The organism is Apibacter mensalis, from assembly GCF_001418685.1.
GTDB classification, from domain to species: Bacteria; Bacteroidota; Bacteroidia; order Flavobacteriales; family Weeksellaceae; genus Apibacter; species Apibacter mensalis.
This window is the reverse complement of record NZ_LIVM01000001.1, coordinates 115,357-129,779: the sequence shown is the minus strand read 5'-3', so window position 1 is coordinate 129,779 and position 14,423 is coordinate 115,357. Positions and strand designations below refer to the sequence as shown.

At 28.4% G+C, this 14,423-nt stretch carries 14 protein-coding genes; 13 read left to right on the top strand and 1 reads right to left on the bottom strand.

Annotated features, from left to right (window positions below):
* Positions 1-14: 14 nt before the first annotated feature.
* The 4 genes from nrfD to ASC36_RS00520 are packed head-to-tail and all read left to right on the top strand — an operon-like array spanning position 15 to position 3,918.
* Positions 15-1,415, top strand: coding sequence for an NrfD/PsrC family molybdoenzyme membrane anchor subunit (gene nrfD, locus ASC36_RS00535; protein WP_055424530.1), 1,401 nt, complete (start codon positions 15-17; stop codon positions 1,413-1,415).
* Positions 1,402-1,944 carry a DUF3341 domain-containing protein gene (locus ASC36_RS00530; protein ID WP_055424529.1) on the top strand — a complete coding sequence of 181 codons (543 nt, stop codon included), beginning with the start codon at positions 1,402-1,404 and terminating at the stop codon, positions 1,942-1,944. Before nrfD ends, ASC36_RS00530 begins: the two co-directional genes overlap by 14 nt.
* Positions 1,928-2,569: a c-type cytochrome gene (locus tag ASC36_RS00525; protein ID WP_055424528.1), complete on the top strand. Its 642-nt coding sequence runs from the start codon at positions 1,928-1,930 to the stop codon at positions 2,567-2,569. The genes ASC36_RS00530 and ASC36_RS00525 overlap by 17 nt, the downstream gene beginning before the upstream one ends.
* Positions 2,570-2,577: 8 nt before the next feature.
* Positions 2,578-3,918: a hypothetical protein gene (locus ASC36_RS00520; protein ID WP_055424527.1), complete on the top strand. Its 1,341-nt coding sequence runs from the start codon at positions 2,578-2,580 to the stop codon at positions 3,916-3,918.
* Between the two features lie 66 nt (positions 3,919-3,984).
* Here the strand turns inward: ASC36_RS00520 and der are convergent, their stop codons facing one another.
* A complete protein-coding gene (der, locus tag ASC36_RS00515) occupies positions 3,985-5,292 on the bottom strand; it encodes a ribosome biogenesis GTPase Der (RefSeq protein ID WP_055424526.1) in 1,308 nt (435 codons plus the stop codon).
* Between the two features lie 204 nt (positions 5,293-5,496).
* Here der and ASC36_RS00510 point away from each other — a divergent pair, with 204 nt between their 5' ends.
* The 9 genes from ASC36_RS00510 (at position 5,497) to ASC36_RS00470 (ending at position 13,820) form a co-directional block, all read left to right on the top strand.
* Positions 5,497-6,588: a DegT/DnrJ/EryC1/StrS family aminotransferase gene (locus ASC36_RS00510; RefSeq protein WP_055424525.1), complete on the top strand. Its 1,092-nt coding sequence runs from the start codon at positions 5,497-5,499 to the stop codon at positions 6,586-6,588.
* Between the two features lie 42 nt (positions 6,589-6,630).
* On the top strand, positions 6,631-7,119 hold the full coding sequence (locus ASC36_RS00505) for an acyl-CoA thioesterase (protein ID WP_055424524.1): 489 nt from the start codon (positions 6,631-6,633) through the stop codon (positions 7,117-7,119).
* Positions 7,120-7,133: 14 nt separating this feature from the next.
* Positions 7,134-7,688, top strand: coding sequence for a dTDP-4-dehydrorhamnose 3,5-epimerase (gene rfbC / locus ASC36_RS00500; RefSeq protein ID WP_055424523.1), 555 nt, complete (start codon positions 7,134-7,136; stop codon positions 7,686-7,688).
* A 5-nt stretch (positions 7,689-7,693) separates the two neighbouring features.
* The gene (gene rfbD, locus ASC36_RS00495; protein ID WP_055424522.1) at positions 7,694-8,548 is read left to right on the top strand and encodes a dTDP-4-dehydrorhamnose reductase; all 855 of its coding nucleotides are present in this window, start codon (positions 7,694-7,696) and stop codon (positions 8,546-8,548) included.
* 41 nt (positions 8,549-8,589) lie between these two features.
* The gene (locus tag ASC36_RS00490) at positions 8,590-8,829 is read left to right on the top strand and encodes a hypothetical protein (protein ID WP_055424521.1); all 240 of its coding nucleotides are present in this window, start codon (positions 8,590-8,592) and stop codon (positions 8,827-8,829) included.
* 270 nt (positions 8,830-9,099) lie between these two features.
* On the top strand, positions 9,100-10,617 hold the full coding sequence (locus tag ASC36_RS00485) for a lipid II flippase MurJ (RefSeq protein WP_055424520.1): 1,518 nt from the start codon (positions 9,100-9,102) through the stop codon (positions 10,615-10,617).
* Positions 10,599-11,744: a glycosyltransferase gene (locus tag ASC36_RS00480; RefSeq protein ID WP_055424519.1), complete on the top strand. Its 1,146-nt coding sequence runs from the start codon at positions 10,599-10,601 to the stop codon at positions 11,742-11,744. The genes ASC36_RS00485 and ASC36_RS00480 overlap by 19 nt, the downstream gene beginning before the upstream one ends.
* 1 nt (position 11,745) lies before the next feature.
* Positions 11,746-12,762: a glycosyltransferase family 2 protein gene (locus ASC36_RS00475; protein WP_055424518.1), complete on the top strand. Its 1,017-nt coding sequence runs from the start codon at positions 11,746-11,748 to the stop codon at positions 12,760-12,762.
* The gene (locus ASC36_RS00470) at positions 12,759-13,820 is read left to right on the top strand and encodes a glycosyltransferase family 4 protein (RefSeq protein WP_055424517.1); all 1,062 of its coding nucleotides are present in this window, start codon (positions 12,759-12,761) and stop codon (positions 13,818-13,820) included. Before ASC36_RS00475 ends, ASC36_RS00470 begins: the two co-directional genes overlap by 4 nt.
* Positions 13,821-14,423 lie beyond the last annotated feature (603 nt).

The window sequence follows — 14,423 nt, the reverse complement described above, 5'->3', positions numbered from 1 at the left end:
TTAAGAAAGTTACTATGTCAGGACATTACGAAGCACCTATTCGCGAGCCGTTAATTTTAGGAAATAAAACCTATCATAACATTACGGAAGATATTGCCCGTCCTATTGAAAATAAAGCCGGCAAACTTTGGTGGTTTGCTTTTTATATTGCATTGGTAGCCTTTATCTATGGAGTGGGTTGTATCGCATATACGGTAGGTACTGGAATAGGAGTATGGGGGCTAAATAGAACGATAAATTGGGGATGGGATATTACTAATTTTGTATGGTGGGTAGGTATAGGACATGCAGGAACATTGATTTCAGCTGTATTATTGCTGTTTCGTCAAAAATGGAGACTTTCCATTAACCGTTCGGCAGAGGCTATGACCATATTTGCAGTGGTTCAGGCAGCCATGTTCCCATGTATACATATGGGACGTATTTGGTTAGCCTATTTTGTATTCCCCATTACTAATCAATTCGGAACTTTATGGCCTAATTTCAATTCGCCTCTATTGTGGGATGTATTTGCAATCAGTACCTATTTTTCCGTATCTGTGGTTTTTTGGTATATCGGGCTAATTCCTGATTTTGCCATGATTAGAGATAGAGCAGTTAAACCGGTAACCAAAAAGATTTATACTATCTTAAGTTTTGGATGGGGTGGAAAAGCCAAACATTGGCAGAGATTTGAGGAAGTATCCTTAGTATTGGCAGGTCTTGCAACTCCTTTAGTATTTTCTGTACATACCATTGTTTCCTTTGACTTCGCTACTTCAGTTATTAAAGGATGGCATTCAACGGTATATCCGCCGTATTTTGTTGCAGGAGCAATATTTTCGGGGTTTGCCATGGTACAAACCTTGCTTAGTGTAGTAAGAAAGGTATGCCATTTGGAAGATTATATTACTCAAAAGCATATCGAATATATGAATATTGTAATTGTTGTGACCGGAGGTATGGTAACAGTTGCATATATTACTGAATTTTTTATCGGATGGTATTCCGGAAGTAGATATGAAGATTTTACTTATTTCTCAGTGGGAGCGGCAACAGGACCTTATTGGTGGGCGTTTTGGTTATTAATTCTTTGCAATGTATTAATTCCGGCCTCTCTGTGGATAAAAAAATTAAGAAGAAACTTTTTATGGACCTTTATTGTTTCCATTGTTATTAATATAGGTATGTGGTTTGAAAGATTTGATATTATAGTAATTAATCTTTCAAGAGATTATTTACCGAGTGCATGGACCATGTTCCAACCTTCTTTTGTAGACGTAGGAATATTTATCGGAACTATAGGTTTCTTTTCAGTATTGTATCTGTTATATGCTAGAACTTTCCCGGTAATAGCTCAGGCAGAGTTGAAGACTATTATAAAAACATCAAGTGAAGGGTACAAAAAACATCATTTAGAAAATGAGCACCACTAAGACAATTATTTACGGTTTATACGGAGATGATGATCTCCTTATAGATGGGGTTAAACAACTTCGTGATAGAGGAATAAAAATCAATGAGGTTTATACACCTTTTCCAGTACATGGGTTAGATAAGGCGATGGGATTGAAAGAATCGAGAATGTCTGAATTTGCTTTTTTCTATGGAGCTTTAGGATTGACAGTTGCTACTTTACTTACTTGGTATACTATGAATTATGATTGGCAACAAAATATCGGTGGAAAACCGAGTTTTACTTGGACTGAAAATATGCCAGCTTTCATTCCAATTATGTTTGAGCTGACTGTATTTTTTGCAGCTCACCTAATGTCAATTACTTACCTTATTTTAAATAAGCATTATCCGGGACAAAAACCTCAAAATCCCGATCCAAGAACAACCGATGATAAATTTTTAGTTGAAATTTCAGACCAAAATTACGAACAAGTGAAGGAAATTTTGATTGCTACAGGAGTTGAGGAAATAACTGTAAAAAAAATTGAAGATGAAAAAATTAACTAAATATATTCTTTTTATTATAACAGGAAGTTTATTAATAATTTCTTGCAATAAGAAAAAACCCAGTTTGGTTTATTTTCCAGATATGTACTATCCGGTAGCCTATGATCCCTATCAAGAGGCAGTAATAGCTTATGGCGAACAAGGAACCACTGTTCCATTATTTTCTAAGCATGGAGGAGCAACCGCATTAGCTCCTGTTCCCGGAAGCATATCTCAAAATCCGGAAGGAATTTTACCTATGGATTTACCGAACACCCCTGAAGGATACGATGCATCTAAAAAAGTAACCGTTTCACCGCTAAATCCATTAACTAAAGATAAGGATTTAGCAAGAGGAAAAGATTTATATATAAAAACATGTTCGGCATGTCATGGAACAGCCGGAGACGGACAAGGAGACATCGTTCAATCCGGAGCATTTTCTGGAGTACCTAATTATAAAGATAGAGATATAACAGTCGGATCTGTACATTATGTAATGGAACATGGAAGAAATGCCATGGGCTCTTATGCGGGGCAACTATTACCTGGTGATATGTGGAGAGTTGCAGAATATGTTATAAATGAATTTAAACCTTCTGCAAAAGCAACCCCTGCAGAACAGACACAAACAACAGTACAATAATAACAGCTATGAGATATACATTTTCATCAAGTCTTAAATTAACATCCATAGTATTAATCGTAGTAGGATTGATAGCCTTTGGTATAGGGTATTATCAGAATTCACGTATAGATGAACATACCGTTAAAGAAATACTACACAAAAATGAAGAATTATCGAGTGCTCAACCCATGAATTCAGTTTATAAAGGAGATGTTATGTTTTCTAAAGATCATATACAACATGCAGAACATCAAATACATAACAGACCCTGGTCAGCATTTTTTGTGTCTTTAATGTTATTTTTTGGTATTTCAGCTACAGCCTTGTTTTTTGCTGCCGTACAGCATGCCGGTAATGCAGCTTGGTCCATTGTTGTAATTAGAGTAATGGAAGGTATTGCTTCGTTCTTACCGGTGGGAGGATTATTAATGATTACTTTTATTTTCCTTTCCACATATGGTGGTGAGCATGGCGGATTGAATCATTTATATCATTGGATGGATCCTGCTTTAACTGATCCTAACTCATCGCATTTTGATTTACTGATAAAATCAAAAGAACCATTCTTGAATAGACCATTTTTTGTTATAAGAACTCTAATTTATGTTGCAGGATGCCTATTCTTTTTATGGAAAATAAAATCATTAACCAGAAAGTTGGATGAAACCAAAAAAGTAGCCGACTATAAAAAAGTATATAATTGGAGTGTTGGGACTATTGTTTTCTTTGCTTTGGCATCTGCTTGTTGGGCATGGGATTGGCTTATGTCTATTGATCCCCATTGGTATTCTACCTTATATATGTGGTATGTTTTAATCAGCTGTTTGGTTTCATCAGTCGGTGTTATGTTGATTATCTCCATATATCTTAAAAAGAAAGGTTTTTTACCTGCATTTAATGATAATCATATGCATGATCTTGCTAAGTTTTTGTTTGGATTTAGTCTTTTGTGGTCCTATCTATGGTTTGCACAATTCATGCTGTATTGGTATGCTAATGTACCGGAGGAAACCGTATATTTCTTTGGAAGGTATAAATTATACGGATCTACTTATTTTACCATGTTGATCCCGAATTTAGTATTACCGTTTTTAATATTAGTTAGCAGTAAAGTGAAGAGAAATTACATAATTGTTCCCATCATGGCTTGTGTAGTGTTATTCGGTCATTATATGGATTTATTTAACATTATTATGCCGGGTACAGTTGGTGCGTTTTGGGGTATAGGGTTATTAGAAATCGGAGCTTTTATTTTTATGCTGGGATTATTTATTTTTACTGTAATGTATTCCATAAGTAAACTTGATCTTGAGGCGAAAGGTAATCCATACTATCATGAAAGTGAATTATTTGAATATCCTTTTTAGTAAATGAAAATATTTTCAATAAAAAAGCATCTCATTACAGAGATGCTTTTTTATTTATTATAAAATTTATTTTTGTCTGAAATATATTTCTATCGGAACTCCTGTTAACTCAAAGTTTTGACGTAATTTATTTTCTATAAATCTTTTATAGGGTTCTTTAATATATTGGGGGAGGTTTGCAAAAAATGCAAATTGAGGGGTTCGAGTAGGAAGTTGGGTACAGTATTTAATTTTTATATATTTACCTTTAATACTTGGTGGTGGTGTTGATTCGATAATGGGAAGCATAATTTCATTTAGTTTGCTGGTCTTGATTCTTCGTGAACGATTTTCATAGACTTTCATGGCTGTTTCAACGGTCTTATATACCCGCTGCTTAGTAACAGCAGAGGTAAAAATAATAGGTACATCGGTAAATGGAGCAATCTTTTCTTTTATAAAATTTTCAAAATACTTTAAGGTATTAGTTTCTTTTCCAACCAAATCCCATTTATTGACAACAATGACTACCCCTTTTCTATATTTTTGGGCTAAGAATAAGATATTCATATCTTGTTTTTCCCAACCTAATGTAGCATCTATCATTAAGATTACAACATCCGAATCTTCAATTGAACGTATGGAACGCATTACGGAATAAAACTCAAGGTTTTCATTTACTTTAGTTTTTTTTCGCATACCGGCAGTATCTATCAGTACAAATTTATATCCGAATTTTTCGTACAGGGTTTCAATGCTGTCTCTGGTAGTACCGGCTATATTTGTAACAATATTTCGTTCATTTTCCAATAAGGCATTGGTTAAAGTTGATTTCCCTACATTGGGTCTTCCTGCAATAGTTATTCTAGGTAAACCTTCAAAAGGATCTACGTAATTATCTTCTTTAAATGTAGCTACAATATCATCCAGTAGATCTCCTGTACCGCTACCGGTCATTCCTGAAATGGTATAATATTTTTCTATTCCTAAAGAATAAAACTCCATAGCTTCCGTTTCTAACATGGCATTATCAACTTTATTAACTACTAAAAAAACAGGTTTATCTGTTTTTCTTAACAGATTGGAAACCTCTTTATCCATATCTGTAATTCCTTCCGTAACGTCAACTAAAAATATAATAGCAGAAGCTTCATCAACGGCAAGTTCTACTTGTTTTCGTATTTCTTCTTCGAAAATATCTTCTGACCCAACCACATATCCTCCTGTATCAATAACAGTAAAATCGATTCCGTTCCAATCGCTTTTCCCATAATGCCGATCACGAGTAACACCGGCCACACTATCAACAATTGCTTCCCTCTTTTGTAATAAACGATTAAAAAGAGTAGATTTTCCTACATTAGGCCTTCCTACAAGCGCTATAATATTTGACATATCATATTTTTTGCAAAGGTAAATAAAAATAAAAAGCAGATTTATATAACTTTTATATAAACGTTAATGCTGATTTTATAAATGTATTAAGTTTTTTATATTCAAGTAATTTTGTCATACCAATAAAATTATGAATATTATTTATGAGAATTATGATTTTTGTTTTACTTTTGATTTATAAATTTTATTAATTAAAGGCGTTTTTTGATTTTGGAAAAAAGAATTAATGTAACCAAGGTATTTTTACCTCCGTTAGCTGAATATAATGAATATTTAGAAATTATTTGGAGAAACCAATGGCTTACCAATAGAGGTGAATTAGTTTTAAAACTGGAAGAGAAACTTAAGAAGTATCTTAATGTTAATAATATATTAGTTACCAATAACGGTACCATCCCTATACAAATAGCGTTGAAAAATGTTGCTAAGGGAGGAGAAGTTATTACTACACCTTTTAGTTTTGTGGCTACCACTTCTGCTATTGTATGGGAAAGTTGTACACCCGTGTTTGTTGATATTGATCCGGATCATCTCACTATAGATGAGAATAGGATTGAAGAAGCAATTACTGAAAAAACTACAGCAATTTTAGCTACTCATGTGTTTGGTAATCCTTGTAATGTGAAAATAATTGAAAAAGTTGCAAAGAAATATCAAATAAAAGTTATTTATGATGCAGCCCATTGTTTTGGCGTAGAATATGATAACAAATCTGTATTTGAATATGGTGATATAAGTACCTGTAGTTTTCATTCTACTAAACTTTTTCATACCGGGGAAGGAGGTGCTATTTTTTGCAAAGATTCCGAATTGATGAAAGAATTGAATTATAGTCACAATTTTGGTTATACTGAAACGAATGATATAAGTGGAGTAGGTATCAATGCTAAAATATCTGAATTACAAGCAGCAATGGGCTTGTCTGTCTTACATTATATTGATTATATAATAGCTGAAAGGAAAAAAATAGTTGATTTTTACAATAAATCTTTAGATTTTAATAAAATAAAATCAGTTAAAATAAGAGAAAACACCAAGTGGAATTACAGTTATTATCCGGTTATATTTAATTCTGAAAAGATACTTTTGAAGGTACAACAAAAATTAGCGGAACAAAATATTGTACCAAGGCGCTATTTTTACCCTTCATTAAATACTATAAATTATATTAAGTGTAATAAAATGCCGGTATCTGAAGCAATATCAGAAAAAATATTATGTCTGCCTTTATATGTAGGTTTAGAAATGAAAGATCTGGAAAAAATAGTAAATCTTATAAATAGATACAGTGAATAATAAATTTATATTTTAAAAAATTATTAAATCGAAATTAACGTTATGAAAATAAAAGAACCAGAATCAAAATACAGAGTACGATTTGCAGATTGTGATCCTATTGGACATCTTTCAAATCTCCGATATTTTGATTATATGCTAAATGCGAGAGAGGATCATTGCTTAGAAAATTATCAATTAGATAATTTTGAACAATCTAAAAAAACCGGGTGTTTATGGGTTGTTTTGCAAAATCAGATTGCCTATATAAAAGAAGTAAGATATAATAAAGATATTATAATTACAAGTAAAATTATAAAATATACAGATAGGACTAATACGATTGAAGTATTAATGTTGAATAAAGACAAGACTTTGACACATGCTGCTTTATGGGTAACTTTTATATATTTTAATTTAACAACAAGAAAATCTGAAATACAACCACAAAATTTCATGGATTTATTTCAAGAGATATGTGTGAATATACCGGAAAATTTATTTGAAGAAAGAGTAGAAAGTTTGAGAAGACAAAATAAAAAAATTATTTAAAAATATGATTGTATATGATTGTTAATGAAACCAAACTTAAAGGATGTTATATTTTGGAACCTAAAGTCTTTGAAGATTCCAGAGGTTTTTTTATGGAGACATTTAATTTTGAAAAATTTGAAAAAAAAGTAGGATATAAGCCAAATTTTGTTCAAGATAATGTTTCTAAATCTTCATACGGAGTTATACGAGGTTTACATCAACAGTCACCCCCATATTCTCAAGCTAAATTGGTATATGTGCTGCAAGGAAATGTAATTGATGTTGCTGTAGATGCTCGAAAAAATTCTCCTACTTTTGGACAGTATGTATCAGTTGATTTATCCTCAAGGAATAGAAAACAATTATTTATTCCCAAAGGGTTTTTACATGGATTTTCAGTTATATCTGATACAGTTATTTTTGCCTATAAATGTGAAGGATTTTACAATAAAGAAAGTGAACTTAATGTTAATCCTTTAGATAAAGATTTAAACATTGATTGGGGAATAAGAAATGATGATCGAATTCTTTCTGAAAAAGACTTAAATGCAATTTCATTCAAAGAATTAGAACCAATTGAATTATAATAGTTATGAAAAAAATATTAATTACAGGAGGAGATGGGCAATTAGGAAGATCAATTAAACAAAGAATAAAGGAAAAACCTCTTGTAAATTATAATTTTACATTTACGGATATTCAGGAGTTAGATGTATTGGATGAACTATTTGTAAAAACTTATTTTTTTTCAAACAAGTTTGATTACGTAATCAATTGCGCGGCCTACACAGCAGTTGATAAAGCAGAATCTGATATTGAGATGGCTGAAAAACTTAATGCAGATGCTGTAAAGTTTTTAGCCAAGGCAAGTGCATCTCAAAAAGCTACCTTTATACATATTTCAACAGATTATGTATTTTCAGGAGAAGAATCTGTACCACGCAAAGAAGATGATCCTGTTGCTCCTCTAGGCGTTTACGGTAAAACCAAATTAAATGGCGAGGTACTTGCACAATATTATAATTCTAAAACCTATATTATTAGAACAGCATGGTTGTATTCTCCATTTGGAAATAATTTTGTAAAAACTATGTTGACCTTATTTAAAGAAAGAGAGGAAATAAATGTTATAAATGATCAGATAGGATCTCCTACTAATGCATTAGATTTAGCAGATGCTTTGCTAACTATTATACAAAATGATATTGGCGCATATGGAATTTATAATTTCTCTAATGAAGGAGAGTGTTCCTGGTACCAATTTAGTGAAGAAATAAAAAAAATAAGTAAATCTAAAATAAAAATTAATCCAATACCAACTTCAGATTATCCCACTCCTGCAAAACGTCCTCAATATAGCCTGTTAGATAAAACTAAAATTAAAACAACTTTTGGAATTTCCATTTCAGAATGGAAAGATAGTTTAAAAGAAATGCTTAATAGATGAATATTATAAAATATAAATTATCTATATTTGTATAAAAAAATATGATTAAATTTATTTTATTTTCAATGTTAGGACTAACTTTACTGCTTACAAGTTGTGATAAACCGGCTAATGGCCAAGAAGTAGCACCAACTAACAGGTATTCATTCCAAGTCATAGTAGCTGCTGATGGTATAAGGACCTACGTTTTCGATGGCAAAACAGGAGATGTTTTTGTTAGAACCTCAGATGGAAAATGGTGGAATGATTCAGGAATTAAAACTGCCCAAAAAAGCAAATAAAAAGATAAATTCTTATTAAAAAAAACTCTTAATTACCTCTTATGATAGTTAAGAGTTTTTAATTATTTTATTATTGTGAAATAATAATTTTTAATAATAGAATAAAAATATTACGATAAATGTTTATCTCTCTATTAGTAGATAATCATTTTTTATTAATTGTACTCTCACATAAATTTTAATTAATGGTGAATAGGAAATGATATCTTTTTGTTTGACAAAATATAAATGTATAAAGTTCTTTTTTGAAAGTAGATTATTCAATTAGAAATGGCGATTTCATCACGTAAAATTAGTTTAAACATTTTTATTATAAAGGCATTCACTCTTGTAGTAAATTTATTAATAGTTAGTGTTTCTGCAAAATATTTCGGATTGTCTTTAGATAGAGATATTTGGATTATAGCCACCGCATTTATGGTCAATTTAAATAATACATTTTTTAATCCTATATCAGATGTTTTCAGGATAAAATATGTTCAAGTAAAAGAAGAAGAATCAATTCATTCAGCATTAATTAAAACAGGTTCATTATTGATCGTGTATACTGTTATGATTATTTTATTAATCATTATTTTTTTGTTTTTCGGTAAAAATATTATACAAGGCTTATTTGGTGTAGATGGCTTATTATTAAAAAAGTATTGTGTATATATTAATATTTTACTTTATAGTATTCTGTTTACACAATTTACTTCTATAGGTATTGGGATATTAAATGCCAGTAATATATTTTATATACCTGAAGTAACATCATTTTTTACTTCTCTTTGTAATTTAGCGATAATTTATTTTGGAACAAAATTTATAGGTGTGATCTCTTTATATGTAGGGCAATATTTTAATTTAATAACACTGTCTTTCGTTATAATATATTTCCTTAAAAAAAATAAATTACTACCAATTTTTAAATGGAGTAAAACCTATATATTACAAGCTAAGGTTTTCATAATATTTGGTATTCCTTTTTATTTTCCGTATGTAGTAGGTCAAATAAATTCATTAATAGAAAAAAGCTTGTCAAATAAAATGGGTATAGGTGTAATTTCAATGATTGATTATGCTCAAAAATTTACTTTATTGTTTCAAGTAGTATTTACTAGTATTATACTAACCGCAATTATTCCTCAGCTTACTAAAAATTTTTACAGAAAAGAATGGGAAGAATATTATACTTCATTCTATAATTATTTGAAGTTTATTATTTTAATAATTAGTTTTTTTGTTCCTTTATTATATTTAAACGCATATGAAGTTAATTATATATTTTTTAAAAAGGGTGAAGTGAGCATAAGTGATATAAAGCAAATTTCGCAATTAACAAAATTATATTCCATATCATTTATATCCATTTGTTTATATGTCTATATATCACCTGTAATGATTTCTCAGTTAAAAAATAAACAACAAGCTGTCTTAGGAGTTATAACCCAAATAGGAATTATTGGATTTAACTGTTTTTTTTATAAGATATATAATCAATCTACATTTCCTATTTCTATAGGGATATTTCATTTATTGATAGTTATTATAATGCTCTGTATAATATCTATTAATAATAAGAAAAAAATATTTATATATATTTTAAAATCACTGCTAATACTATCACTGCTAATAGGAATAGGAGAAATTATAAATTATTTCATTAGTTCAGATAACATATACCTATCTGTTATATTGAAAACCGGAATAATGTCAATCTTTGTTTTAGCTATTACTCCTATCTTAGGAATCAATATTATATTATATTTTAATCAACTTTTAAATATATGGAAATTAAGAATTTAACTTTAATTTTTTCACATTTAGAAAAAGAACATTTAGGTAAAGACGTATTTCTGGTTCCATATTACCTGGGTAAGGAGTTATCATGTGAAGTAAACATAGTATACCAAAAAACTAAAACAAACAAATTATTTGATAATTGTAGCTACTATAAGGGGGTGAAATTGCATTCATTAAAAAATTTATTTAGAATAGATAAATTACAAAATATATCTTTTTTAATATCTTCATTAATTTACATTATTTACAACGGTAAAAAGATTGATTTATTAATGACCTTTCATTTTCGTATAACAAGCGCAATTCTATGTTTGCTATATAAATTAGTTAATTCGAAAGGTAAATTTTATTTAAAGGTGGATGGTGGAGAGGATATTTTGGATGTAAGAAATAATTCATCATTTATTAAAAATTTTATTTATGATAAATTATTAAAAAGAGGTGATTACATATCAGTTGAAACTCATTTAGCATATAAATTATGGAATGAAAATTTAAATATTTCTGAAAAAATATTTTTGGTTGAGAATGGATTTGATGAAGAGCAATTAAGTAAATTATCAATTGATGTTATTCCCTTTATAGAAAAAGAAAATACATTTATAACTGTCGGACGGTTAGGCACAGCTCAAAAAAATACATTAATGTTTTTAAAAGCTATAGAAAAAATTTCAAATTTAAAAAATTGGAAATTTTATTTTATAGGCTCTATTGAAGAAAATTTCAAAAAAGAAATTGAATTATTTTATCGGAATAATCCATTGTTAAAAAATAATGTAATATTTACTGGTCCTATTAGTGAAAAAAGAGATTTATGGGAATTTTATAATAAAGCAAAAGTTTTTGTAATGACTTCAAGATGGGAGGGGTATGCGATAGTCTTTTCGGAAGCGTATCGATTTAATAATTATATTATATCAACAATTGTAGGTGGTGCTGAGGAAGTCATTACTAGAAATAATGGTTTTGGAAAATTAATTGAACAAGAAAATGATGATGAATTAAAATCTATTTTAGAAAATATAATTAATGATAAAAATTATTTTATAAAATATCCCAATAAGGATCAATCAGATCATTCCTGGCAAAGATGTTTAAAATTATTAGTGAATAATATTAAATCAAATTAAATTGATATATAAAATTATTATAGTAAATTATCATGGGTATTCAGATACACTAGAATGTCTGGAATCTTTACTTAAATCTACACAACAAAATTTTCAATTATTTATTGTTGATAACTCATTGGAGGATGTTGATTTTGAAATGTTTATAAAATGGAGTCATAATATTCCTCTAAATATTAATACAAAGTTCCCCGAATTAGTCTTTCCAACTACTGATAAATCAATCAATGATATACTATTTATAAAAGAAGAAGAAATTGATCATTTAAAATTAATTAAGCAAAAAATTATTTTTATCAGGGCAAAAGAAAACAAAGGTTTTTCTGCAGCAAATAATATTGCTTTAAAATATCTTAAAGAGCAAGATACATTTGACTACATTTGGTTGTTAAATAACGATACTGTAGTTCCTATTGATTTTTTGCAAAATATATCTGATAAATTAAATAAATCGAGTGAAAATATCGGTATAATAGGTAATTCTTTACGTTATTATAATTATCCTGAAAAATTGCAATGTGTAGCCAATAAATATAGTAATTGGCTTGCTCACACATTTCCGTTATATGAATGCATGAATTATTCAGATATTCCTAAAAAAGAGCTATACAATTTAATCCCAATTGGAGCTTCAATGTTTATAAAAAAAGAATGTTTTAAGGAAATAGGCCTTCTCGAAGAAGATTATTTTTTGTATTTTGAAGAATGGGATTATACTTGTAGAGCTAAGAAAAAATCATGGAAATCAATAATTTTTACAGATATATATATTTATCATAAACATGGTACAACTATAGATAAAGGGAATAATGAAGGTAAAAGTAAAACTTTATTTTCAGATTATTATTTGTTAATAAATAAAATAGTATTTGCTAAGAAAAATTTAAAATTTTATCATTTACCAACGGTATATTTAAGTTTTGCACCCATCATAATAAATAGAATAAGACGTAGGCAATGGGATAGGGTAATTATGATATTTAAGATAATTTTTGGATTAAAATTTGATTTAAAATGAGCAATAAAATTATGATTTTATCTTTAGGTAGAACAGGAAGCTTACCATTATATTCTGATAATATAGTTTTACATTTTCCTGAAAAAGCTTATGATTGTTATAAATCTAAATATGCCGTTGAAGGTATTTCAATTCCTAATCAAAAATCACTAATAACATATAAATCTTCCTTAACATTTATTTTAAATACACTTTTTATACTCCCCTTTTATATTATAGTTCTTTTACCAAAAATCGTGAAAAATTACAACATTCTATATTTACCCTATTTTCATTTATGGAATTTACCCTTTATTCTATTATTTAGATTATTAGGTCGCGATGTAGTATTAACAGTTCATGATGGTATTTTACATAAAGGAGAAAATGGCTTTTTTATTCAGCAATATTCTAATTTAAATATTAGATTGAGCACTAAATTAATATATTTAACCAACTATGTTAAAGATAATGTTGAGAATACTTTAAAGATTTTTAAATCAGATATAATAGTACCTCATGGTTTAATTAAAAATACATCGCTAATTCCATCTTCTTCTAAAATAAATAGAGGAAAGAATATACTTTTTATAGGGAGAATTAGTCCATATAAAGGTGTTGAACTTTTATCTGAAGTTATTGAAGATATTAGTGATAGCATAGAAAAATGCATAATAGCTGGTAAAAGCAATTATGAATTAAAAATAAAAGATACAGAAAAATTAAAAATACAAGATAGATATTTATCAGATGTAGAAGTCGGAGAACTTTTAAATTGGGCTGATATTTTAGTTTTACCTTATTTAGAAGCAACTCAGTCAGGTGTCATTACTCTAGGAATTAATTCAGAACTACCTATGGTATGTACTAATGTAGGTGGTTTTCATGAACAATTGAATGAAGATGAGTGTATTTGGGTTGAACCTAATAAAAAATCATTAAAAAATGGCTTATTATATTTAATTCAAAATTATGCAAAACGAGATTTTTTAATTAAACAAATGCAAAAAAAGAAATCATCTCTTAGTTGGGATACTATATCATTACAAATATTTAAATTCTTAACTAATAATGAATAATCTGTTAATTACTAGAAGTAAATTTGTTTTTTACAGTTTTGCACTTTTAGCATTTATTTTGGCAATTTTTTGTAGTTATTTATTGCCTAAAAAATATTTTTCAGATGCGTTAACTATTATTAATAATCCATGGAATTTAAAAGGTTACATAGGTAGTTTTCAATTTTCTATTTTATTTTATTCAATAACATGTATGAGATGGCTGCCTTATCCAGTGGTAGCTATGATACAATATCCAATATTAATTTATATTTTATTGAAAATATGTGTTCCACCAAACTTTGATAAAATAAGGATAAATAATGTATTGATGTATTTTTCATTTTTTATTTTAGGAATTTATTTATCGATGCAATCTAAAGATTTTATCACATTTTTATTTTGTGCTTTACTTATTAAAATAATTAAGAGAAAACATCATATTATTAGAAATCGAATTTTGATATGTATATTACTTATATTATTTTCTCTGGTTTTTAGAACTTATTATTTTATAGTTTTAATTTTGTCAATTTTATTTAGTATTTTACATAAACTAAAAATTAATAATATATATGCACTTATATTGTATGGTTTATTATTTATTATTATTATAAGCTTAAC